This is a genomic window from Pantoea sp. X-Soil-TKNS-1279, assembly GCF_059730565.1.
Genome location: NZ_AP035948.1, coordinates 4,161,428 through 4,184,126 on the forward strand (window position 1 = coordinate 4,161,428; position 22,699 = coordinate 4,184,126).

A 22,699-nucleotide genomic window follows, 5' to 3' on the forward strand; every position below is an offset into this window, starting at 1 on the left:
CTAGGCACGGATTTGTTGTGTTGTCTGTTGTTGGATCTGGACGCAAGCGACATCCATCAGTTTGCTTAACTGCGAAGACAGTAAATCGACAGAGCGCTGGCTGGCAACGGTCATTTCGATATTAATATTTTCGGCATTCGCGGCTGATGCCATGTTCATGGTGCACACCTGGAAACCACGGTGGCGCACGACGCGCAAAATGCGCTCCAATATTTCAGGGCGGAAGCGCGCTTCGATAGACAATTGATGCTGGTTCATACGGTTTTCTCCATCATGTTTGCGTTGCTGGCACCAGGCGGTACCAAAGGCCAGACGTTTTCATGCTCATCAATCGCAACATGCAGGAAGTATGGACCTTCACTGTTCAGCAGAGCATCAAGGGCGGCGTCGACCTGATCTTTACGGCTAATGCGCTGGCCGGGGATATCAAAAGCGCTGGCCAGCGTGAGGAAATCGGGGTTATCAGTAAGGATGGTTTCGCTGTAGCGACCATCAAAGAACAGCTGCTGCCACTGGCGTACCATGCCGAGGCGCTGGTTATCCAGCAGCAGGATTTTAACCGGCAGTTTGCCGCGTTTAATGGTACCCAGCTCCTGAATGTTCATCATGATTGAGCCGTCACCAGATACGCAGATGACGGTATCGTTCGGACGGGCCACCTGGGCACCTACCGCAGCCGGCAGGCCAAAGCCCATGGTGCCAAGGCCGCTGGAGGTAATAAAGTTTTCCGGCGCGCTGAATGACATATGCTGCGCTGCCCACATCTGATGCTGACCCACGTCAGTGGTCACCACTGCGCTATCGGCTTTACGATCGGACAACTGCTTCAGCAGCAGCGGGGCATAGATTGCTTCGCCTGGATGATCGTAACGCCAGTTGAATTCGGCCTTCAGCGCTTTAACTTCGGTGCGCCATGCATCGATTTGCAGCGGCATGCTCAGCGCGGGCAGCACCTGATTCAAATCACCCTGCAACGAGACGTGCGCACGGCGCAGCTTGTTCAGTTCGGCGGGGTCGATATCAATATGGATAACGCTGGCGTGTGGCGCGAAGGTGTCCAGCTTACCGGTAACGCGGTCGTCAAAACGCGCACCAACCGCGATCAGCAAATCGCACTCCTGGACCGCCAGGTTAGCCGCTTTGGTGCCGTGCATCCCCAGCATGCCGAGGTAAAGATCGCTGTTGGCATCCGCGCTACCCAAGCCTTTCAGCGTGGCGACCATCGGGATGCCGGTATCGATCGCCATCGCACGTAACGCAGGGACTGCCTGCGCCATACCCACGCCACCACCGATATAAAGCATCGGTTTTTTCGCCTGCGCCATCAGGGCGCGCGCTTCCGCGATATGCTGCGGTGAATGGCTCAACGCCTCTTCAACCGGCAGCAGGTGCGGCGTGAGATCGCCATCAGCGATTTGGATGTCTTTCGGGATATCAACCAGTACCGGACCTGGGCGGCCAGACTGGGCGATGGCGAAGGCTTCAGCCATGACTGAAGGTAAATCATCAAGGGACTCAACGAGGAAGCTATGCTTGGTGCAGGCCAGTGACAAGCCGAGAACGTCAATTTCCTGGAACGCATCGGTGCCGATAAACGGAGAAGCAACCTGGCCGGTAATGGCAACCACCGGGATGGAGTCCATCATTGCATCGGCTAAGCCGGTGATCAGGTTAGTTGCGCCAGGGCCAGAGGTGGCAATACAGACGCCGGTCTTGCCAGTAGAGCGAGCATAACCAATCGCCGCCATCACTGCACCTTGCTCATGCCGACACAGTAGGTGTTCCACGCCGCCATCGTAGAGCGCATCGTACACTGGCATGATGGCACCGCCAGGATAACCAAACACTGTATCAACACCCTGCGCGCGTAAAGCCTGAACTACCCACTGTGCACCTGTCATGGTTATTCTCCTGTATCCCTGCGGGAACAACAGAATTTTATGCTACTGTTCATTATCTGTTCCTCGATGATTCGCTGATATTTTACCTGGTCGAAAAAAAACCCCCGGACCTTGCGGTGCGGGGGTTTTTCGAATTCCAGGCTTGATTTTTAAGCCTTTCTTTCTCCAAGCGTAGCCCCGCACGGTGGGATAATAATCACCACCACGCTAATCACGACTAGGCTAATCACTTGTAGAAGGGCTTTCATGTGTTGTTCGTTTTTTCGATTGTTCGAAGTAATACCTACAGAGTTACCATAGTTATCCGGGCATTGACAATAATTTTCATCAGAAATTTTTATGACGCAACGGCACGGAAGTGGTTATCACCTTGTAAGTAAACGGTTATTTGTATTTGTGATAAATATTCATTACGACCGCGTCGTAACATTCGATTTCGTTCTGAGAACCCGCATCCAAAATACGTGAACAGGCAGAAATTCGCAGCGAAATGATGGAAACCTGCGCGTAATTCTGATCATCCCGATTAGGCCTTCCTTATAAAGCCCTGCAAGATAGAACCAACAAGGAGTGGTTATGTCTTTATCAAGGGTTTTGACACGCGCGGCGCTGGGTGTGCAGGCACCGCTGGTAACGGTGGAAGTGCATATTAGCAACGGCCTGCCTGCCTTAACGCTGGTGGGTTTACCAGAAACCACGGTGAAAGAAGCGCGTGAGCGGGTGCGCAGCGCTATCATCAACAGCGGATTTACCTTTCCGGCAAAGCGCGTCACCATCAATCTCGCCCCTGCCGATCTCCCTAAAGAAGGTGGGCGCTACGACCTGCCGATCGCCATTGCGATTCTCGCCGCCTCAGAGCAGCTTCCTGACGCGAAACTCGGGCAATATGAATTCCTGGGTGAATTAGCACTGAACGGGGCGCTGTGTGGCGTTCAGGCTGCCATTCCTGCGGCTATGGCAGCCCTCCAGGCGGGTAGACAAATGGTACTCTCTGAACAGAATCAACAGGATGTAGGTTTAATTCAGCAAGGCACAACCCTGATTGGTAAACATCTGCTGGAGATTTGCGCCTTTCTGCATAATCAGACGGAGTTACCCATTGCTCGTTATCAGCCTGACAGCATCGACAACGACAGCCAGGATCTGAGCGATATTATTGGGCAGGAACAAGGACGACGGGCATTGGAGATTACCGCCGCAGGCGGTCACAATTTGCTGCTGCTGGGTCCGCCGGGAACCGGGAAAACCATGCTGGCCACACGCTTGCCCGGCATTATGCCCCCGTTGAATGACAAGGAGGCACTGGAGTGTGCGGCTATCGCCGGCCTGGTCAGTAGCGGCAACCTTCAACAACAATGGCGTAAACGCCCTTTCCGCGCACCACATCATAGCGCTTCGCTGTATGCATTGATTGGCGGCGGTTCCTTACCCCGTCCGGGTGAAATTTCGCTGGCGCACAATGGTGTCCTTTTTCTGGATGAGTTACCTGAGTTCGAACGTCGGGTACTGGATGCGCTACGCGAGCCGATTGAGTCCGGTGAGATTGCCATCTCTCGCACCCGCGCCAAAGTTACCTATCCAGCGCGTTTTCAGTTAATTGGTGCAATGAACCCCAGCCCAACTGGCCATTATCAGGGAAACCATAACCGATGCACTCCACAGCAGGTATTGCGCTATCTGAGCCGTCTTTCCGGCCCTTTTCTTGACCGTTTTGATCTCTCCCTCGAAGTGCCGCTGTTACCCAGCGGTACACTTAGCCAGAAACAGCAGCGCAGTGAGAGTAGCGCAGAGGTGCTACAACGTGTGGTTGCGGCACGACAACGTCAAATCAACCGCAGTGGGAAAGTGAACGCACATCTTTCGAATGCAGAAATACAGCGCTGGTGTGAGCTGGTTGACGAAGATGCAAAGTGGCTTGAAGAGGTGCTGAATTCACTTGGCCTGTCAGTACGTGCCTGGCAGCGCATTCTAAAGGTGGCGAGAACGATAGCCGATTTGGCAGGAGAGCCGCGAATTACCCGGCATCATATTCAGGAAGCGGTAGGGTATCGCAGTATTGATCGCTTGATGATTTTTCTACACAAAAGTCTGGAGTAAAAAACGGGGCCAATGCCCCGTTTCTTAGTCTTCGCTGTCGCTGTAATCTTCGACGCTGTCCATTTGCGGCTTACCGCCGGAAAGCGTGTGAAAACGCTTAGGACGCTTGATACGTGCGGTATATTTCGACCATACACGCTCAGCTTCCGTTTGCGGCTCACGAATACCACGACATACTTCAATAAATAAACGTTCTTCTTCCGTCACTGGCTCACGCTTTGCCAGGTCCAGTTCATTAAAGGCAAAACCGTGGCGCTCAAGAAGCGTAGCTTCTTTAATGGTGAAATCACCATGACGCGAAAAACCACGAGGGTAATGCTTGTTATCAAAGAAACGATTCGTTGTTGCGAAGCTATCCGCCATTTTACACGCTCCTGATTCTCATATGGCCGTGCTATTTATGGCGCGGAGTATTAGATAGGCTTGACAGAGTGTAAAACAAAACATTTAAATCAATACGACAAACATTTTTTGGGAGAATGCTGTGGATACGGAATTACTGAAAACTTTCCTCGAAGTGAGCAGAACTCGCCATTTCGGGCGTGCTGCTGAAGCGCTTTACCTCACGCAATCTGCCGTTAGTTTTCGCATTCGCCAACTGGAAAACCAGCTGGGCGTTAACCTTTTTACGCGCCATCGTAATAACATTCGGCTGACTTCTGCGGGCGAGCGCTTATTACCTTACGCAGAAAGCCTGATGAGTACCTGGCTGATGGCAAAAAAGGAAGTCTCCCATACACAGCAGCATCATGAGCTTTCTATTGGGGCCAGCGCATCACTGTGGGAGGCTTATCTAACCCCCTGGTTACAATCGCTTTATGAGAACAGAGAAAGCCTTCATCTTGAAGCGCGTATTGCGCAACGGCATTTGCTGGTAAAGCAGTTACATGAGCGGCAGCTTGATCTTTTGATCACCACCGAAGCGCCAAAGATGGATGAATTGACCAGCCAGCAAATTGGCCACATTTCACTCGCATTATTTCGTGCGCGTAAAACTGAGAAGCGTGAAAAATATGATTACATCAAACTGGAATGGGGAGCAGATTTTCACCAACATGAAAACTATCTGTCCAGTGATGACGTTCCGGTATTAACGACAACATCGGCGCATGTTACCCGAGAATTGCTGCATACGACTGGTGCTTGCGCGTTTTTGCCTGATTTTTGGCATAGCATTTACAGCGATCTGATGGTTATTCCTGATACGCCTGTCGCTGTCAGACCACTATATGCGGTCTGGCTACAAAATAGTGATCAGCAGGCGCATATTCGCCAGTTGCTCAAATATCCGGTATTAACACATTGATGTAATAAAATCAGAAGGGTTTGAGTGGATATTGGTGAAGCTCAATTCCCTCCATCACTAAACGATCTGAGCATTTTGTGCTGGAGAAAAGTATCCAGGAGAGGGTAGTGAAAATATGCAGGTTATTTTAGGCAAAAAAAATCCTTTGCCTAAGCAAAGGATTGTTTTCTGGCAGGGGCGGAGGGACTCGAACCCCCAACACCCGGTTTTGGAGACCGGTGCTCTACCAATTGAACTACGCCCCTAAATGAGGGTGGCGGTGCGGACGGGACTCGAACCCGCGACCCCCGGCGTGACAGGCCGGTATTCTAACCGACTGAACTACCGCACCACCGAATACTGCATTACCAGCGGGGTCTCGCTGATAACCGGTGTTACCTTTTCAGGTAAATACCTTAAATTGATGCCTGGCAGTTCCCTACTCTCGCATGGGGAGACCCCACACTACCATCGGCGCTACGGCGTTTCACTTCTGAGTTCGGCATGGGGTCAGGTGGGACCACCGCGCTACAGCCGCCAGGCAAATTCTGTTTATCCGCACCGCCCTCACAGGCTATACGAACCAATCCGTTCGAACAAAGCTGAAAATTCTCGCGTCTCTCAATTCAAAACGCCTCTGGCGTTGTAAGGTTAAGCCTCACGGGTCATTAGTACCGGTTAGCTCAATGCATCGCTGCACTTACACATCCGGCCTATCAACGTCGTCGTCTTCAACGTCCCTTCAGGACTCTCAAAGAGTCAGGGAGAACTCATCTCGGGGCAAGTTTCGTGCTTAGATGCTTTCAGCACTTATCTTTTCCGCACTTAGCTACCGGGCAATGCCATTGGCATGACAACCCGAACACCAGTGGTGCGTTCACTCCGGTCCTCTCGTACTAGGAGCAACCCCCCTCAATTCTCCAGCGCCCACGGCAGATAGGGACCGAACTGTCTCACGACGTTCTAAACCCAGCTCGCGTACCACTTTAAACGGCGAACAGCCGTACCCTTGGGACCTACTTCAGCCCCAGGATGTGATGAGCCGACATCGAGGTGCCAAACACCGCCGTCGATATGAACTCTTGGGCGGTATCAGCCTGTTATCCCCGGAGTACCTTTTATCCGTTGAGCGATGGCCCTTCCATTCAGAACCACCGGATCACTATGACCTGCTTTCGCACCTGCTCGAGCCGTCACTCTCGCAGTCAAGCTGGCTTATGCCATTGCACTAACCTCCTGATGTCCGACCAGGATTAGCCAACCTTCGTGCTCCTCCGTTACACTTTGGGAGGAGACCGCCCCAGTCAAACTACCCACCAGACACTGTCCGCAGCCCGGATTACGGGCCTACGTTAGAACATCAAACATTAAAGGGTGGTATTTCAAGGTTGGCTCCATGCAGACTGGCGTCCACACTTCAAAGCCTCCCACCTATCCTACACATCAAGGCTCAATGTTCAGTGTCAAGCTATAGTAAAGGTTCACGGGGTCTTTCCGTCTTGCCGCGGGTACACTGCATCTTCACAGCGATTTCAATTTCACTGAGTCTCGGGTGGAGACAGCCTGGCCATCATTACGCCATTCGTGCAGGTCGGAACTTACCCGACAAGGAATTTCGCTACCTTAGGACCGTTATAGTTACGGCCGCCGTTTACCGGGGCTTCGATCAAGAGCTTCTCCTTACGGATAACCCCATCAATTAACCTTCCGGCACCGGGCAGGCGTCACACCGTATACGTCCACTTTCGTGTTTGCACAGTGCTGTGTTTTTAATAAACAGTTGCAGCCAGCTGGTATCTTCGACTGGCTTCAGCTCCGGGAGCAAGTCCCTTCACCTAATGCCAGCGTGCCTTCTCCCGAAGTTACGGCACCATTTTGCCTAGTTCCTTCACCCGAGTTCTCTCAAGCGCCTTGGTATTCTCTACCTGACCACCTGTGTCGGTTTGGGGTACGATTTCGTGTTACCTGGAGCTTAGAGGCTTTTCCTGGAAGCAGGGCATCAGTTACTTCATCACCGTAGTGACTCGTCATCACGCCTCAGCCTTAAAGCATTCCGGATTTGCCTGGAATGCAAGCCTACACGCTTAAACCGGGACAACCGTCGCCCGGATAACCTAGCCTTCTCCGTCCCCCCTTCGCAGTAACACCAAGTACAGGAATATTAACCTGTTTCCCATCGACTACGCTTTTCAGCCTCGCCTTAGGGGTCGACTCACCCTGCCCCGATTAACGTTGGACAGGAACCCTTGGTCTTCCGGCGAGCGGGCTTTTCACCCGCTTTATCGTTACTTATGTCAGCATTCGCACTTCTGATACCTCCAGCAGACCTCACAGTCCACCTTCAGCGGCTTACAGAACGCTCCCCTACCCAACAACACATAGTGTCGCTGCCGCAGCTTCGGTGCATGGTTTAGCCCCGTTACATCTTCCGCGCAGGCCGACTCGACCAGTGAGCTATTACGCTTTCTTTAAATGATGGCTGCTTCTAAGCCAACATCCTGGCTGTCTGGGCCTTCCCACATCGTTTCCCACTTAACCATGACTTTGGGACCTTAGCTGGCGGTCTGGGTTGTTTCCCTCTTCACGACGGACGTTAGCACCCGCCGTGTGTCTCCCGTGATAACATTCTCCGGTATTCGTAGTTTGCATCGGGTTGGTAAGCCGGGATGGCCCCCTAGCCGAAACAGTGCTCTACCCCCGGAGATGAATTCACGAGGCGCTACCTAAATAGCTTTCGGGGAGAACCAGCTATCTCCCGGTTTGATTGGCCTTTCACCCCCAGCCACAAGTCATCCGCTAATTTTTCAACATTAGTCGGTTCGGTCCTCCAGTTAGTGTTACCCAACCTTCAACCTGCCCATGGCTAGATCACCGGGTTTCGGGTCTATACCCTGCAACTTAACGCCCGGTTAAGACTCGGTTTCCCTGCGGCTCCCCTATACGGTTAACCTTGCTACAGAATATAAGTCGCTGACCCATTATACAAAAGGTACGCAGTCACACCCGAAGGTGCTCCCACTGCTTGTACGTACACGGTTTCAGGTTCTGTTTCACTCCCCTCGCCGGGGTTCTTTTCGCCTTTCCCTCACGGTACTGGTTCACTATCGGTCAGTCAGGAGTATTTAGCCTTGGAGGATGGTCCCCCCATATTCAGACAGGATACCACGTGTCCCGCCCTACTCATCGGACTCACAATCTGTGCATTTTCATGTACGGGGCTGTCACCCTGTATCGCGCGACTTTCCAGACGCTTCCATTAACACACAAACTGATTCAGGTCCTGGGCTGTTCCCCGTTCGCTCGCCGCTACTGGGGGAATCTCGGTTGATTTCTTTTCCTCGGGGTACTTAGATGTTTCAGTTCCCCCGGTTCGCCTCGTTAACCTATGTATTCAGTTAACGATAGTGCACAAGTGCACTGGGTTTCCCCATTCGGACATCGTCGGCTGTTGCGGTTCATATCACCTTACCGACGCTTTTCGCAGATTAGCACGTCCTTCATCGCCTCTGACTGCCAGGGCATCCACCGTGTACGCTTAGTCGCTTAACCTCACAACCCACAGGCGTTTTGCAACGCATGCAGACTGCAAGCATTTGAGAGACTCGAACACATCGCTTTCATTTCTTATTACGGAGAAATGAAACAACGTGTCGTTTCAAATTTTCAGCTTGTTCCGGATTGTTAAAGAGCAATAACTTCGCAATGCACTCGAAAATGCATTCGGAAGTTTTTTTATCAACGTGGGGTCGTTGATGGTGGAGCTAAGCGGGATCGAACCGCTGACCTCCTGCGTGCAAGGCAGGCGCTCTCCCAGCTGAGCTATAGCCCCAATGATTCGCAAAACCCTTCACCCAATTCTTTCGAGTTCAAGGCGTGACGACGCGAAGCATACATCAGGTATGCGAGTCGTTGTCACAACGCAGAAATCGGGAGAATTTGGTAGGCCTGAGTGGACTTGAACCACCGACCTCACCCTTATCAGGGGTGCGCTCTAACCACCTGAGCTACAAGCCTGCCGAGGGTTTTACTGCTTCTTTAAATTTCATCAGACAATCTGTGTGAGCACTTCGAAGGAAAGTATCTTCAGGTAAGGAGGTGATCCAACCGCAGGTTCCCCTACGGTTACCTTGTTACGACTTCACCCCAGTCATGAATCACAAAGTGGTAAGCGCCCTCCCGAAGGTTAAGCTACCTACTTCTTTTGCAACCCACTCCCATGGTGTGACGGGCGGTGTGTACAAGGCCCGGGAACGTATTCACCGTAGCATTCTGATCTACGATTACTAGCGATTCCGACTTCATGGAGTCGAGTTGCAGACTCCAATCCGGACTACGACGCACTTTATGAGGTCCGCTTGCTCTCGCGAGGTCGCTTCTCTTTGTATGCGCCATTGTAGCACGTGTGTAGCCCTGGCCGTAAGGGCCATGATGACTTGACGTCATCCCCACCTTCCTCCGGTTTATCACCGGCAGTCTCCTTTGAGTTCCCGACCGAATCGCTGGCAACAAAGGATAAGGGTTGCGCTCGTTGCGGGACTTAACCCAACATTTCACAACACGAGCTGACGACAGCCATGCAGCACCTGTCTCAGAGTTCCCGAAGGCACCAAAGCATCTCTGCTAAGTTCTCTGGATGTCAAGGCCAGGTAAGGTTCTTCGCGTTGCATCGAATTAAACCACATGCTCCACCGCTTGTGCGGGCCCCCGTCAATTCATTTGAGTTTTAACCTTGCGGCCGTACTCCCCAGGCGGTCGACTTAACGCGTTAGCTCCGGAAGCCACGCCTCAAGGGCACAACCTCCAAGTCGACATCGTTTACAGCGTGGACTACCAGGGTATCTAATCCTGTTTGCTCCCCACGCTTTCGCACCTGAGCGTCAGTCTTTGTCCAGGGGGCCGCCTTCGCCACCGGTATTCCTCCAGATCTCTACGCATTTCACCGCTACACCTGGAATTCTACCCCCCTCTACAAGACTCTAGCCTGCCAGTTTCGAATGCAGTTCCCAGGTTAAGCCCGGGGATTTCACATCCGACTTGACAGACCGCCTGCGTGCGCTTTACGCCCAGTAATTCCGATTAACGCTTGCACCCTCCGTATTACCGCGGCTGCTGGCACGGAGTTAGCCGGTGCTTCTTCTGCGGGTAACGTCAATGATGATGCGTATTAAACATCATCCCTTCCTCCCCGCTGAAAGTACTTTACAACCCGAAGGCCTTCTTCATACACGCGGCATGGCTGCATCAGGCTTGCGCCCATTGTGCAATATTCCCCACTGCTGCCTCCCGTAGGAGTCTGGACCGTGTCTCAGTTCCAGTGTGGCTGGTCATCCTCTCAGACCAGCTAGGGATCGTCGCCTAGGTGAGCCGTTACCCCACCTACTAGCTAATCCCATCTGGGTTCATCCGATGGTGTGAGGCCCGAAGGTCCCCCACTTTGGTCTTGCGACGTTATGCGGTATTAGCTACCGTTTCCAGTAGTTATCCCCCTCCATCGGGCAGATCCCCAGACATTACTCACCCGTCCGCCACTCGTCACCCAAGGAGCAAGCTCCTCTGTGCTACCGTTCGACTTGCATGTGTTAGGCCTGCCGCCAGCGTTCAATCTGAGCCATGATCAAACTCTTCAATTTAAGTTTGATGCTCAAAGAATTAAACTTCGTAATGAATTACGTGTTCACTCTTGAGACTTGATATTTTTTAAGTCCGTAGACTTTTGATATCAATCCTGCGAGTGCCCACACAGATTGTCTGATAAATTGTTAAAGAGCAGTGCCACATTTCTCGTGTGGCGCGGGTTGCGTATATTACGCTTTCCGCGTTTTCAGTCAAGCATTTATTTTTGCTTTTCTGAAGGTTGCCACTTAAGGCGACCTCACCAACACATCGCTTCGTAAGCCGTTGTTCCGTGTCAGTGGAGGCGCATTATAGGGAGTTCTTTGAGGCTGACAAGCGCTAAATGCAAATTAATTTCTGAGTGCTGTTTTTTTCAACGAAACATCACAAAAGCGCCAGTTTTTCCATCAATGGGAAGCCATAACGTTGCAGAACCGGTGATAATTGCAGCACTTCTTCATTCATCTGCGTACAAAATGCCATGTTAGGCGCATCAGAAAGCGCAACAGGTGCCGCATGCTCCAACAACCAGGCGGTACGACGCGCAATTGCCGCGCCGGAATCCACCAGCCGCGTCCCTTCCGGCAGCACCAACTGCAACTCGTCACGCAGCAGAGGAAAATGAGTACAGCCTAACACTACCGTATCGGGCGGCTCTTTCATCCGCAGCCAGGGTTGCACCACACGACGTACATCCTCCAGCAGCACCTCTTCACCGTGCAGCTTTGCCTCGGCCAGCTCTACCAATTCTGCCGAGCCCAGCATCTTGATTTGGCATTCGCGAGCGAATTGCGCCACCAGTTCGTGTGTATAAGGACGTTTTACCGTACCGCGTGTCGCCAGCAAACCCACTACCCCATTACGCGTTAAGCGTGCGGCAGGTTTAATGGCGGGCACCACCCCGACCACTGGGAAGTCAAACTTTGCACGCAGGGCTGGCAAAGAAACTGTACTGGCCGAGTTACAGGCAATCACCACCAGCGCCAGTGGAAAGCGCTGCGTAATCGCCTCAACGATCGCCACAACGCGATCGACAATATAGGTTTCGGTTTTTTCACCGTAAGGAAAACCTTCATTGTCGAAGGCGTAGAGATAATGGAGATTCGGCAGCAATTGCCGAATCTCCTCATAGACGGAGAGCCCACCGACGCCAGAGTCAAAAACCAGCACGGTGGGACGCAGATCAGAAGCTGTAGCTGGCGCTGAGGTAGTACTCCGTTCCTGGAGTTTGGTAGCCATACACTGTCTCGTAGTCTTTATCGAACAGGTTGGCAATTCTACCACGAACGGTGAGCTGAGAGGTGACCGGATACGATACCGCCAGATCCCATAAACTTACGCCGCCCAATTTAATGCGCTGTGCCGTATAGGAGTGGTTGTAATCGTTGTCGTAACGCTCACCGAGGTAGTGATAAGTGATGGACCAGTCGAAATTGAAGACCGTCCAGTCGAGCTGGTATTTCACCTGCTGCTTAGCACGACGCAACAATTGCTGATTGGTCTCGGCATCACGCGCGTCAACATAGTCATAAGAGACGGTATGACTCAGTGGACCGGTATCGAAAGACGCCGTGGCTTCCACACCTTTAATACGCGCTTTATCGATGTTGTAGTAAACATAGGTGTTCGGATCGCTATCAATCAGGTTATCGATGTCATTGCGATAGCCCGACACACGCCAGTTGACCGGCCCGGTTAAACCTTCAAAACCACTTTCCCACTGCTTGCTTTCTTCCGGCTTCAGATTTGGGTTGCCATAAGTCTGGCTATAAAGCTGGGCCAGATTCGGCGCTTTATAGGCGGTCGCGTAAGAGGCAAACACGCGATAACCATCAACAAACTCCCAGGCGGCGCTGCTCTGCCAGGTGTTATGCCAGCCAAAGGCATTGTTGTCATCTCCGCGCACGGCGCCTTCCAGCGTCACGCTACCAAACTGCTGTTGAGCGGTGGCGTATATACCGGTGTTACGTTGTTCCTGGCCTTCAACGGTAGAATTGGTGCCTGGTTCTGAGGTTTGTTTCTGCCAGTCAACACCGCCACTCACCGTACCATGCCCCACCTGTACCGAGTTGCCCCATTGCAGGTTGTATTGCTGGACATCATTCAGCGATGCCGTGGCGTCATATTTGCCAAGCTGTGGGCTGTAGTTGTAATCCTTGGTATGACTGTAGCTGGCAATCAGCTGCGATGAATAGATACCCTGGTTGAAGCGCAGTCCGGTATCCCAGGTCTGGCTGTAGAGCTGGCGGGTATCGACAAAGGTGTTGGGTTCCACATAAGTGGGATAGCCATCATAAGCGGTGCGGTTGTCAAAACCATAACCGCGTACGAAACCGCTGAACTGATCGCTAAACTGATGCTCCAGCGAACCGTACAGCGTTTTGCTCATGAAACCGTCGCGGTCTTTCTGCGCCGGATCGCCATAGATGTCGGGCAGGTTTGCCACCACATCGTAGCCTTTGGTGTAGGTATAGTTGCCCGCCAGCGTCAGCTTAGTCGCATCGCCCAGTTGCTGCTGGGTAGCGCCATCGTAGCTCTGGTAGCCTTTCGACCCAACGCCTGCGGTCAGCGTGGTACCGTTTTTATCACGACCCGTGATGATGTTCACCACACCACCAATCGCGTCAGAACCATACACCGCCGAACGCGCGCCACGAATATATTCGATGCGTTGTACCAGCGAGAGTGGAATCTGGCTGAGATCGGACGATCCGGAAATGCCCGCCTGATTCAAACGAATACCGTCAATCAGAATCAGGACGTGGCTGGAGTTGGTGCCACGAATAAACATGGAGCTGCTTTGGCCCATGCCACCGTTTTGCGCAATATCCACGCCAGGCAGGCGACGCATCACATCCGTGAGGCTTTTTGCCTGCCAGCGGTCAATGTCTTCGCGGGTAACAACTGTCGTGGGCGCCAGCACGGAAGAAACTGGCTGTGAAAAACGATTAGCGGTAACGATTTGCGTATCATCATCCTGCTGGGCATAGCCAAATTGCGCCCAGAGGGACACCGCCGTTGCACTGAAGGCAAACAGCGAAGCATGTGTTTTTTTCATTGTTATAGCATCCAAAAGACAAAGCAGGATGCCGCAGGCATACGATCGATAGCACGCGATGACCGTACGAATTGCGACGTCACACCGGCAGGTCTTCGGGCTGAGAATCATTAATGGTGAAGACTTCCCATCCCGCAGGACAGTGTCTGCATCAGCAATCACCACGACATTCTTTACCGCTGCGCGTCAGCTCCAGATTCACACTGGATTCCCTTTTAACTCAAGGAGGCCGGCCGTCGCAGTCTACGGACAAGAAGGCCAGAAATCCAGACTTCCAGCCATCTTCTTTTGCACAAGGCTGGACAACAGCAATCGAATGCCTACAATCGCCCGGCAAGCAGGCTTATTATCAGGATTGAAGATGACACCCGAACAGCTCCCGATTGAACAATATGACGCGCAACTGGCAGAAAAAGTCAGCCGTTTACAGGCGATGATGGCACCGTTTGCTGCGCCAGAGGTGGAGGTGTTCCGTTCACCGGTCAGTCACTACCGTATGCGAGCCGAATTCCGCATCTGGCATGATGGCGACGATCTGTATCACATCATCTTTGATCAGCAGACCAAACAGCGTATTCGTGTCGATCAATTTCCGGCCGCCAGCGAGTTGATCAACCAACTAATGCCCAAAATGATCAACGCTGCCCGTGATAACCGTGCACTGCGCCATAAATTGTTTCAGATCGATTACCTGTCGACCCTGAGCAATCAGATCGTCATTTCCCTGCTCTACCACCGCAAACTGGAAGAGGAGTGGCAACTGGCAGCCAGCGCATTACGTGACGCCCTGCGCGCCGAAGGTTTTGATGTGCAGTTGATTGGGCGCGCGACCAAAACCAAAATTTGTCTCGATCGCGATTACATCGATGAGCGTCTGCCGGTGGCGGGCAAAGAACTGATTTATCGTCAGGTGGAGAACAGTTTTACCCAGCCGAATGCCGCGATGAATATTCAGATGCTGGAGTGGGCGCTGGACGTGACGCAAAACGCGCGCGGAGACCTGCTGGAGCTGTATTGCGGCAACGGTAATTTCTCCCTGGCGCTGGCGCGTAATTTCCGTCGTGTATTAGCCACCGAAATTGCCAAACCCTCGGTAGCCGCCGCGCAGTTCAACATCGCCGCTAACCACATTGATAACGTGCAAATCATCCGTATGGCCGCCGAGGAATTTACTCAGGCAATGAACGGCGTGCGTAGCTTTAACCGACTGGAAGGCATTGATCTACAAAGTTATCAATGTGAAACCATTTTCGTCGACCCTCCGCGTAGCGGGCTGGATGCCGAAACGGTCAAGATGGTGCAGGCTTATCCACGTATCCTCTATATATCCTGCAATCCACAAACGCTGTGCGATAACCTCGCCACGCTGGCAGAAACCCATGAGGTTGCACGTCTCGCGTTGTTTGATCAGTTCCCCTATACCCATCATATGGAAAGCGGCGTACTTTTGACGCGCAAAGCCTAATAAAAAACGGGAACCCTGAGGTTCCCGTTTTTTTAATTCTTGTTCTTCGGTCGCTTAAAGCGCGTCGCAATCCAGAACACCAGCGCGACCATCAGGATGGTCGGGATAAAGTTGGAGCCAATATCCGGGTACTCCGCTCGCACCAGCGCGCTGTAGACCAGAATCCCCAAAAGGAAAAACGCCGCCGCCAGTGACGGCATGCCGTCCGGCATATTACGGTTCAGGTAACGCTGATGCAGACACCATGCCGCCAGGCCAAGGGCGATCAGCGGAAAAATTGAAAATGGTACAAATGCACTGAACAGCACCGAAAAGGAGCCGTTGATGGCCAAACCGGTGATAAAAGCCAGTAAAAGCGTTCCTTTATCGCGGGGGTTTTGCTCAATCATTTCATTATCCTTATCACATTACTCTTCGGGTTTTTCCAGTGTTACCGCCAGCCGTTCCTGCTCCCGGCGATACCAGTAATAAGCACCTTTGGCGATCATCCGCAGCTGTAGCACCAGACGGTCTTCCAGCTTGCGACGCTGTTCAATATCCACATCCAGCGCTTCCGCACCGGCGCTGAACACGATGGTGACCATCGCTTCGGCCTGTGCTTCGGTGAAGCTACGCGGCATGCGGTTTTCCAGCTCAAGGTAATCCGCCAGTTCGGCAATAAAGTGTTGAATTTCACGCGCTACAGCAGCACGAAACGCCGCCGACGTTCCGGAGCGCTCGCGTAATAAGAGACGAAAAGCATTGGGATTGTTCCCGATAAACTCCATAAAAGTTGCAACAGAAGTTTTAATAATGCTTCCGCCTTTGGCAATGCGCTGGCGTGCCTGACGCATCAGCTGACGCAGCATCAGGCCGCTTTCGTCAACCATCGTCAAACCCAGTTCATCCACATCCCGGAAATGACGGTAAAATGAGGTGGGCGCAATACCGGCTTCACGCGCAACTTCACGCAAACTCAGGCTGGCAAAACTCCTTTCTGCACTTAGCTGACTGAAGGCGGCTTCAATCAGTGTACGTCTTGTACGTTCTTTTTGTTGCGCTCTGACGCCCATTCTCTCTGCCTTGTGAGTAATCAGGCAGGCACTATAACAAACTTTTCAGCGTACAGCGGCGCAAAGTTTGTGACCGCCTGTTAACCTCACACTTTGTCAAAAGTGGGCAAAAATCACTGATAGAATTCAGAAGTGCGCGGCGAGATGTTAGAATCTCGTTGTAAAAATGTATAGAAACATAGGACGTACTGGTATGCAAAAGTCTTACGATTACGATGCCATTGTGATTGGCTCCGGTCCGGGCGGTGAAGGTGCGGCCATGGGGCTGGTGAAGCAGGGAGCGCGCATCGCAGTGATCGAACGCTACCATAACATCGGCGGCGGTTGTACTCACTGGGGCACCATCCCTTCCAAAGCGTTACGTCATGCTGTCAGCCGTATTATCGAGTTCAATCAAAATCCTCTCTACAGTGATCATACCCGGCTTCTGCGTTCCTCCTTTGCGGATATCCTCAATCACACGGAAAACGTCATCAGCCAACAAACCGCAATGCGGCAGGGCTTTTATGAACGTAACCGCTGTGAGCTGTATCAGGGCGATGCGCATTTTGTTGATGCCAACACCATCGAAGTAGAGCAGCCAGATGGCACCCGCGAGCGCCTGACCGCAGAGAAATTTGTTATCGCCTGTGGTTCGCGCCCTTATCATCCGGCTGACGTCGATTTCACCCATCCACGTATTTATGACTCCGATTCGATTCTTAATCTGCACCATGAACCGGGCCACGTCATTATCTATGGTGCCGGGGTGATCGGCTGTGAATACGCCTCAATTTTCCGTGGGCTGAACGTCAAGGTTGACCTGATCAACACCCGTGATCGTCTGTTGGCGTTCCTTGATCAGGAGATGTCAGATTCGCTGTCTTACCACTTCTGGAACAGCGGCGTGGTGATTCGTCACAACGAGGAGTTTGAGAAGATTGAGGGTGTGAATGATGGCGTCATCATGCACCTTAAATCCGGCAAAAAAGTGAAAGCGGATTGCCTGCTTTACGCCAACGGCCGCACCGGTAATACCGATTCACTGGCGCTGGAAAATGTCGGTCTTGAGGCGGATGGTCGCGGTCTGCTGAAGGTCAACAGCATGTACCAGACGGCACAGCCTCATATCTATGCGGTCGGCGACGTGATTGGTTATCCCAGCCTTGCCTCCGCCGCCTATGACCAGGGACGTATCGCTGCCCAGGCCATCATGAAAGGTGAAGCAACGGCGCACCTGATTGAAGACATTCCTACCGGGATTTACACCATTCCGGAGATCAGTTCAGTCGGCAAAACTGAGCAGCAGCTGACGGCAATGAAAGTGCCTTATGAAGTGGGACGTGCGCAGTTTAAACATCTGGCGCGCGCGCAGATTGTCGGCATGAATGTGGGAAGTTTGAAGATTCTGTTCCATCGTGAAACCAAAGAAATCTTGGGAATTCATTGCTTTGGTGAACGTGCGGCAGAGATCATCCATATCGGCCAGGCCATCATGGAGCAGAAAAATGGCGGTAACACGATTGAATATTTCGTGAATACCACCTTTAACTACCCCACGATGGCCGAAGCCTATCGCGTAGCCGCGTTAAATGGCTTAAACCGCCTGTTTTAACGTGTTATCGAGATAAGCCTGCATATGGGTTTTAATTGCTTCTGCCAGCTGCTCATAGCGGCTGCGCAGAGGCGATCCCGGACGATACACCAGCGCGATGGTGCGCTGTGGTACCGGCTTGTAACAAGGCAGATAGCAAACGCCATCACGCACGCGCTGATTTGGCACCGCCAGCGACGGCAGTAAGGTGATTCCGCTCCCTGCGGCGACCATATTGCGCAGCGTTTCCAGGCTGGTAGCACGGAAATGAGTGTCTTCATCCGCACCGGCTTCAAAGCAGAAACCCATCGCCTGATCGCGCAGGCAGTGACCATCTTCCAGCATCAGCAGCTTTTCACCCGCCAGATCCGACATAGGAACACGGTCGCGATCGTGCCACGGATGATCCTCGTAGATCGCCAGTTTCATCGGTTCATCAAACAGCGGCACCTCAATAAAGGCTTCGCTCTCCTTCACCAACGCCAGAATTGCACAGTCAAGCTTGCCGCTGTCGAGTTGCGCCAGCAACTGCTGCGTCTGAGCTTCGTGCAGATACATCTCCAGCTTGGGGAAAGTCTGATGCAGCATCGGGATGATGTGCGGCAGCAGATAAGGGCCAGTGGTGGGGATAAGGCCAATATGCAGTGGCCCGGACATAGTTTCGCCCTGCTGGCTCGCCATCTCCTTCAGCACCTTGACTTCACGCAGCACGGTGCGAGCCTGGTCTACCAGCAGCAGCCCTGCCTGGGTAAACAAAACCTTGCGGCTGGTGCGTTCCAGCAACATAACGCCTAATTCATCTTCCAGCTTACGAATTTGTCCGCTCAACGTTGGCTGACTGACATGACAGGCATCCGCTGCACGGCGGAAATGACGATGCTCCGCAAGCGAAACCAGATACTCCAGATCACGAATGTTCATTGATATCCTCCGAACCACGATAGCCCGTGGCGATAGATAGAATAGCAATGAACGATTAGCCCTATCAAGCCACTGACAGGAATAATAAGTGCCATCAGAAGCAATATGAAAAAAGGCTGAAAGAGTACGGAGTAACACCTGCAATCAGTCTGACAAATCACTGAGCTGGCTGGAGTGCCTGCCCTTTGATGATGTGCCTATAACAAGATGAAATTCCGAAGCTAGAGGTTGGCGGGCTATATCATAGCCCGCTTTTTTTATTGGCTTACTTCAGACGCTGCTGCGCTTCCTGAATCGCCAGAGCTACCTGCTGCGGTGCCACGCCGCCACGGGCGTTACGCTTATCCAGGCAGGATTGCAGTGACAGGATCGGATAGACATCCTCTTCAATCGTTGCGCTGAATTGCTTCAGTTGCGCCAGGCTTAACGCTTCCAGCGCCACGCCCTGCTTAATCGCTTCCACCACCGCTTCGCCGACAATATGGTGCGCTTCGCGGAACGGTACGCCTTTGGCGACCAGATAATCCGCCAGTTCGGTAGAGTTGGCATAGCCCTGCTCCGCCGCTTCCTGACAACGTGGACGTTTCACCTGAATACCGTCCAGCACCAGCACTGACATATGCAGGCAATCCAGCCAGGTGTCGAGCGCGTCAAACAGCCCTTCTTTGTCTTCCTGCATATCTTTGTTGTACGCCAGCGGCAAGCCTTTCAGCGTCATCATCATACCGGTCAGCGCGCCTTGTACACGGCCACATTTGCCACGGATCAGTTCCAGCGCATCGGGGTTTTTCTTCTGTGGCATCAGAGAAGAACCGGAAGTGACTTTATCCGACAACTCGACAAACCCAGCTTCGCCGGTGTTGAAGAAGATCATGTCTTCAGCAAAGCGCGACAGATGCACCATACCGATAGAGGCATCAGACAGCAGTTCCAGCACATGATCACGGTCAGATACCGTGTCGAGGCTGTTGCGCGTGGCGGAGGCGAAACCCAACCAGCCCGCCAGTTGCTGACGATCGATCTCGTATGCAGTCCCGGCCAATGCGCCGCAGCCAAGCGGGCTGACGTCAAGGCGCTTCAGCGTATCCTGCAAACGGCTTTCATCACGCGCCAGCATTTCGACATAGGCGAGGCACCAGTGCGCAAAGGTCACCGGCTGGGCGCGTTGCAGATGGGTATAACCCGGCATCACTGCATCCTGATTGGCTTCGGCAGTGGCAACCAGCGCTTTTTGCAGCTCGCGAGTGGCATCCAACAGCACTGCAACCTGCTCTTTGCACCACAGTTTCAGATCGGTGGCGACCTGGTCGTTACGGCTACGACCGGTATGCAGTTTTTTACCCAGTGCGCCGACTTTGTCGATCAGCTTGCCTTCGACCCAGCTATGAATGTCTTCGGCATCGCTTTGCAGAATCTGCTCGGGATTGGCACGCACTTCGGCCAGCAACGCGTTCAGCGCCGCCTCCAACTGCTGCTGCTCGTCGCTGCTCAGAACATTAACCGTCACCAGCGCTTTTGACCAGGCGACGGAACCGATGATGTCCTGCTCCGCCAGGCGATAATCGAAACGCAGCGAATCATTGAATTGTTTGAAGCGTTGGTCTGCTGCCTGGGTAAAGCGTCCACCCCAAAGTGCCATCTGAATACTCCTGAATACGGTTAAACAAAGGGCGGCCCGTAGCCGCCCTTGAAACTATGTCGTTGGTGCGGAATTACTTCTTCTGCTCGTTCAGTGCACGAATGCGTGCAGACAGTGAGAACAGACGGATAAAGCCACCCGCGTGACGGTGATCGTACACTTCGTCTTCGCCGAAGGTCGCAAACTCTTCTGAATACAGGCTGTTGATCGATTTTTTCTGAATCGCTGTCGCCTGACCTTTGTAAAGTTGCAGAACCACTTCACCGTTCACCAGTTCAGCCAGGGACTCAGCCGCAGCCTGGATGGACTGACGCAGCGGTGCAAACCAACGGCCATCGTACACCACGTATGACATCTCCTGGCCCAGCTGCTCACGCCATTTGAAGCTGTCGCGATCCAGCACCAGCTGCTCAACGGCACGCAGCGCGTTAACCATAATGGTGCCGCCCGGGGTTTCATAGCAACCACGAGATTTGATGCCGACCAGACGGTTTTCCACGATGTCGATACGACCTACGCCGTGTTTCGCACCCAGCGCGTTCAGTTTTTCCAGACAGGCGAACGGACTCAGCTTCTCGCCGTTAACGCCAACCACGCGACCTTTTTCCACGGTCACGGTGACGTTTTCCGGCTGATCCGGTGCTTCCAGCGGGTCAACGGTCCACACCCAGCAATCTTTGTTCGGTGCGTTCCACGGGCTTTCCAGCACGCCACCTTCGGTGGAGATGTGCCAGGCGTTTTCATCACGGCTGTAGATTTTTTCCAGCGACGCGGTGGTCGGGATGTTGCGCTCTTTCAAGTAGTCGAGCAGCGCTTCACGCGAACGCAGGTTCCATTCACGCCACGGTGCCACCACTTTCAGCTGTGGTGCCAGTGCGGTGTAGGTGGTTTCGAAACGTACCTGGTCGTTACCTTTACCGGTGGCGCCGTGGCACAGGGCATCGGCACCCACTTTCAGCGCCAGCTCAACCTGCGCTTTGGCGATAATCGGACGCGCCATTGAGGTACCCAGCAGGTAGGTGCCTTCATACAGCGCACCGGTTTGCAGCACCGGGTAAACGTACTCGCTGATGAACTCTTCGCGCAGGTCAACCACATGACATTCAGAGGCACCGGATTGCAGCGCTTTCTTCTCAACGCCTTCCAGATCTGCCGGGTCCTGACCGATATTCGCCACGAACGCGACCACTTCACAGCCGCCGTAGTTCTCTTTCAGCCATGGAATGATGGCAGACGTATCAAGGCCACCGGAGTAAGCCAGAACAATTTTTTTGATGCCTTGCGTTTGCATTTCGTAATCCTTGAATCAGTATCGTTAAGCGAGAATCCGGGTGCCAATCGACACGCCGTTGAAAAGGGTTGGCAGCTGTTCAGCATGACGCCAGCTGGCAATATCCACCGGGCGACCCAGAGTACGTGCCGCGTCCAGCGCTGCGTTAACTTTAACAATCATGCCATCGGTAATAATGCCCTGGGCGATCAGCTGTTCCGCTTTCGCGGCCGTCATCTCTGCGATGCGTTGACCTTTGCCATCGAGAATGCCGCTGACATCAGACAACAGTACCAGATCCGCACCAATGGTGGCCGCCAGCGCAGTCGCCGCCTGGTCAGCGTTGACGTTCATCAGATCGCCACCATCAGTGATCCCGATGGAACTGATCACCGGCATATAACCCGCGCCCAGCAAGGTGTTGATCAATGCCGGGTTGCCCGGTGTGGCGTTACCGACGTGGCCCAATTCTTCATCAAACTGCGCCACATTTACCAGACCCGCATCACCCAGGCACAGGCCCACCGCGTTGATGCCATATTTCTTCGCCCAGGCGAGCAACGTTTTGTTCGCCGTACCCGCCAGGGCACCGGTAATAATGTCAATCTGATCGGCTGGCGTCACGCGCAAACCGTTCTTCTTTTTCACCGGCAGCGCGAGCTTCTTCATCAGCTCATCCACCAGGCAGCCGCCGCCGTGCACAATGATCAGCGGACGCTGATACTCGTTACGATACGCCAACAGCGCATCGAACAGGCGAGCCAGCGCTTCTTCGCTATCCAGCAGGACGCCACCCAGTTTAATAATCAGAGGATTGGTCATGGT

The 22,699-nt window shown here is 53.1% G+C and carries 16 protein-coding genes, 4 tRNA genes, 3 rRNA genes and 1 riboswitch; of the genes, 4 read left to right on the forward strand and 19 right to left on the reverse strand.

From position 1 onward, the window contains the following. The 3 genes from ilvM to ilvL all read right to left on the reverse strand — a co-directional run bounded on the left by ilvM (position 1) and on the right by ilvL (position 2,149). Complete coding sequence (gene ilvM / locus AC6I8N_RS19500) at positions 1-258, reverse strand: acetolactate synthase 2 small subunit (protein ID WP_013510963.1); 258 nt, start codon at positions 256-258, stop codon at positions 1-3. Further along, positions 255-1,901 carry an acetolactate synthase 2 catalytic subunit gene (ilvG, locus tag AC6I8N_RS19505; protein ID WP_497829727.1) on the reverse strand — a complete coding sequence of 549 codons (1,647 nt, stop codon included), beginning with the start codon at positions 1,899-1,901 and terminating at the stop codon, positions 255-257. Before ilvG ends, ilvM begins: the two co-directional genes overlap by 4 nt. Before the next feature lie 149 nt (positions 1,902-2,050). After that, positions 2,051-2,149 (reverse strand): ilv operon leader peptide, encoded by a 99-nt coding sequence (gene ilvL / locus AC6I8N_RS19510; protein WP_071783595.1) that lies wholly within the window; start codon positions 2,147-2,149, stop codon positions 2,051-2,053. A 328-nt stretch (positions 2,150-2,477) separates the two neighbouring features. Here ilvL and AC6I8N_RS19515 point away from each other — a divergent pair, with 328 nt between their 5' ends. Then, entirely contained in the window at positions 2,478-3,998 is a 1,521-nt protein-coding gene (locus AC6I8N_RS19515; protein ID WP_497829728.1) for a YifB family Mg chelatase-like AAA ATPase, read from the forward strand. Positions 3,999-4,022: 24 nt separating this feature from the next. Here AC6I8N_RS19515 and AC6I8N_RS19520 read toward each other — a convergent pair whose 3' ends face one another. Next, complete coding sequence (locus tag AC6I8N_RS19520; protein ID WP_013510966.1) at positions 4,023-4,361, reverse strand: MaoP family protein; 339 nt, start codon at positions 4,359-4,361, stop codon at positions 4,023-4,025. 121 nt (positions 4,362-4,482) lie between these two features. On the opposite strand from AC6I8N_RS19520, the gene hdfR reads away from it, so the two are divergent. Beyond that, entirely contained in the window at positions 4,483-5,304 is an 822-nt protein-coding gene (gene hdfR / locus AC6I8N_RS19525) for an HTH-type transcriptional regulator HdfR (protein WP_021184985.1), read from the forward strand. A 169-nt stretch (positions 5,305-5,473) separates the two neighbouring features. Here hdfR and AC6I8N_RS19530 read toward each other — a convergent pair. The 9 genes from AC6I8N_RS19530 to btuB form a co-directional block, all read right to left on the reverse strand. Continuing rightward, positions 5,474-5,549 (reverse strand) — tRNA-Trp (locus tag AC6I8N_RS19530). Positions 5,550-5,558: 9 nt separating this feature from the next. Next, a tRNA-Asp gene (locus tag AC6I8N_RS19535) sits at positions 5,559-5,635 on the reverse strand. 74 nt (positions 5,636-5,709) lie between these two features. After that, a 5S ribosomal RNA gene (gene rrf / locus AC6I8N_RS19540) occupies positions 5,710-5,825 on the reverse strand. Between the two features lie 105 nt (positions 5,826-5,930). Continuing rightward, positions 5,931-8,832: ribosomal RNA gene (locus AC6I8N_RS19545) — 23S ribosomal RNA — on the reverse strand. Positions 8,833-9,036: 204 nt separating this feature from the next. Further along, a tRNA-Ala gene (locus tag AC6I8N_RS19550) sits at positions 9,037-9,112 on the reverse strand. Positions 9,113-9,220: 108 nt separating this feature from the next. Next, a tRNA-Ile gene (locus tag AC6I8N_RS19555) sits at positions 9,221-9,297 on the reverse strand. A 74-nt stretch (positions 9,298-9,371) separates the two neighbouring features. Then, positions 9,372-10,913: ribosomal RNA gene (locus tag AC6I8N_RS19560) — 16S ribosomal RNA — on the reverse strand. The 16S, 23S and 5S rRNA genes sit together here with 4 tRNA genes alongside, the layout of an rRNA operon. A gap of 367 nt (positions 10,914-11,280) precedes the next feature. Continuing rightward, positions 11,281-12,135 (reverse strand): glutamate racemase, encoded by an 855-nt coding sequence (gene murI, locus AC6I8N_RS19565; protein WP_415174983.1) that lies wholly within the window; start codon positions 12,133-12,135, stop codon positions 11,281-11,283. Next, positions 12,080-13,954, reverse strand: a complete 1,875-nt coding sequence (btuB, locus tag AC6I8N_RS19570; protein ID WP_497829729.1) for a TonB-dependent vitamin B12 receptor BtuB — start codon at positions 13,952-13,954, stop codon at positions 12,080-12,082. Before btuB ends, murI begins: the two co-directional genes overlap by 56 nt. Before the next feature lie 68 nt (positions 13,955-14,022). Beyond that, positions 14,023-14,200, reverse strand: a riboswitch (cobalamin riboswitch). 115 nt (positions 14,201-14,315) lie between these two features. Here btuB and trmA point away from each other — a divergent pair. Beyond that, entirely contained in the window at positions 14,316-15,419 is a 1,104-nt protein-coding gene (gene trmA / locus AC6I8N_RS19575; protein ID WP_208724389.1) for a tRNA (uridine(54)-C5)-methyltransferase TrmA, read from the forward strand. Positions 15,420-15,451: 32 nt separating this feature from the next. Here the strand turns inward: trmA and AC6I8N_RS19580 are convergent, their stop codons facing one another. Together AC6I8N_RS19580 and fabR are read right to left on the reverse strand one after the other, a co-directional pair. After that, positions 15,452-15,808 carry a YijD family membrane protein gene (locus AC6I8N_RS19580; protein WP_208716880.1) on the reverse strand — a complete coding sequence of 119 codons (357 nt, stop codon included), beginning with the start codon at positions 15,806-15,808 and terminating at the stop codon, positions 15,452-15,454. An 18-nt stretch (positions 15,809-15,826) separates the two neighbouring features. Beyond that, positions 15,827-16,471: an HTH-type transcriptional repressor FabR gene (gene fabR / locus AC6I8N_RS19585; protein WP_208724390.1), complete on the reverse strand. Its 645-nt coding sequence runs from the start codon at positions 16,469-16,471 to the stop codon at positions 15,827-15,829. A 193-nt stretch (positions 16,472-16,664) separates the two neighbouring features. Between fabR and sthA the strand changes: the two genes are divergently transcribed. Then, a complete protein-coding gene (gene sthA / locus AC6I8N_RS19590) occupies positions 16,665-18,065 on the forward strand; it encodes a Si-specific NAD(P)(+) transhydrogenase (RefSeq protein WP_013510973.1) in 1,401 nt (466 codons plus the stop codon). On the opposite strand, the gene oxyR is transcribed toward sthA, so the two are convergent. The 4 genes from oxyR to argB form a co-directional block, all read right to left on the reverse strand. Beyond that, positions 18,048-18,965 carry a DNA-binding transcriptional regulator OxyR gene (gene oxyR, locus AC6I8N_RS19595; protein ID WP_013510974.1) on the reverse strand — a complete coding sequence of 306 codons (918 nt, stop codon included), beginning with the start codon at positions 18,963-18,965 and terminating at the stop codon, positions 18,048-18,050. The two genes, sthA and oxyR, sit on opposite strands and share 18 nt — an antisense overlap. A gap of 265 nt (positions 18,966-19,230) precedes the next feature. Continuing rightward, positions 19,231-20,604 (reverse strand): argininosuccinate lyase, encoded by a 1,374-nt coding sequence (gene argH, locus AC6I8N_RS19600; RefSeq protein WP_208724391.1) that lies wholly within the window; start codon positions 20,602-20,604, stop codon positions 19,231-19,233. A gap of 73 nt (positions 20,605-20,677) precedes the next feature. Continuing rightward, positions 20,678-21,895 carry an argininosuccinate synthase gene (locus AC6I8N_RS19605; protein ID WP_415174985.1) on the reverse strand — a complete coding sequence of 406 codons (1,218 nt, stop codon included), beginning with the start codon at positions 21,893-21,895 and terminating at the stop codon, positions 20,678-20,680. A 24-nt stretch (positions 21,896-21,919) separates the two neighbouring features. Further along, positions 21,920-22,696, reverse strand: coding sequence for an acetylglutamate kinase (gene argB, locus AC6I8N_RS19610; RefSeq protein ID WP_208724393.1), 777 nt, complete (start codon positions 22,694-22,696; stop codon positions 21,920-21,922). Between the last annotated feature and the right edge of the window lie 3 nt (positions 22,697-22,699).

Excerpts from the sequence above, each read along its gene's own strand:
- fabR (WP_208724390.1), bottom strand. The coding sequence starts at position 16,471 with ATGGGCGTCAGAGCGCAACAAAAAGAACGTACAAGACGTACACTGATT.
- AC6I8N_RS19515 (WP_497829728.1), top strand. The coding sequence starts at position 2,478 with ATGTCTTTATCAAGGGTTTTGACACGCGCGGCGCTGGGTGTGCAGGCA.
- trmA (WP_208724389.1), top strand. The coding sequence starts at position 14,316 with ATGACACCCGAACAGCTCCCGATTGAACAATATGACGCGCAACTGGCA.
- btuB (WP_497829729.1), bottom strand. The coding sequence starts at position 13,954 with ATGAAAAAAACACATGCTTCGCTGTTTGCCTTCAGTGCAACGGCGGTG.
- murI (WP_415174983.1), bottom strand. The coding sequence starts at position 12,135 with ATGGCTACCAAACTCCAGGAACGGAGTACTACCTCAGCGCCAGCTACA.
- argB (WP_208724393.1), bottom strand. The coding sequence starts at position 22,696 with ATGACCAATCCTCTGATTATTAAACTGGGTGGCGTCCTGCTGGATAGC.
- AC6I8N_RS19605 (WP_415174985.1), bottom strand. The coding sequence starts at position 21,895 with ATGCAAACGCAAGGCATCAAAAAAATTGTTCTGGCTTACTCCGGTGGC.
- ilvL (WP_071783595.1), bottom strand. The coding sequence starts at position 2,149 with ATGAAAGCCCTTCTACAAGTGATTAGCCTAGTCGTGATTAGCGTGGTG.
- ilvM (WP_013510963.1), bottom strand. The coding sequence starts at position 258 with ATGAACCAGCATCAATTGTCTATCGAAGCGCGCTTCCGCCCTGAAATA.
- sthA (WP_013510973.1), top strand. The coding sequence starts at position 16,665 with ATGCAAAAGTCTTACGATTACGATGCCATTGTGATTGGCTCCGGTCCG.
- oxyR (WP_013510974.1), bottom strand. The coding sequence starts at position 18,965 with ATGAACATTCGTGATCTGGAGTATCTGGTTTCGCTTGCGGAGCATCGT.
- AC6I8N_RS19580 (WP_208716880.1), bottom strand. The coding sequence starts at position 15,808 with ATGATTGAGCAAAACCCCCGCGATAAAGGAACGCTTTTACTGGCTTTT.
- ilvG (WP_497829727.1), bottom strand. The coding sequence starts at position 1,901 with ATGACAGGTGCACAGTGGGTAGTTCAGGCTTTACGCGCGCAGGGTGTT.
- argH (WP_208724391.1), bottom strand. The coding sequence starts at position 20,604 with ATGGCACTTTGGGGTGGACGCTTTACCCAGGCAGCAGACCAACGCTTC.
- AC6I8N_RS19520 (WP_013510966.1), bottom strand. The coding sequence starts at position 4,361 with ATGGCGGATAGCTTCGCAACAACGAATCGTTTCTTTGATAACAAGCAT.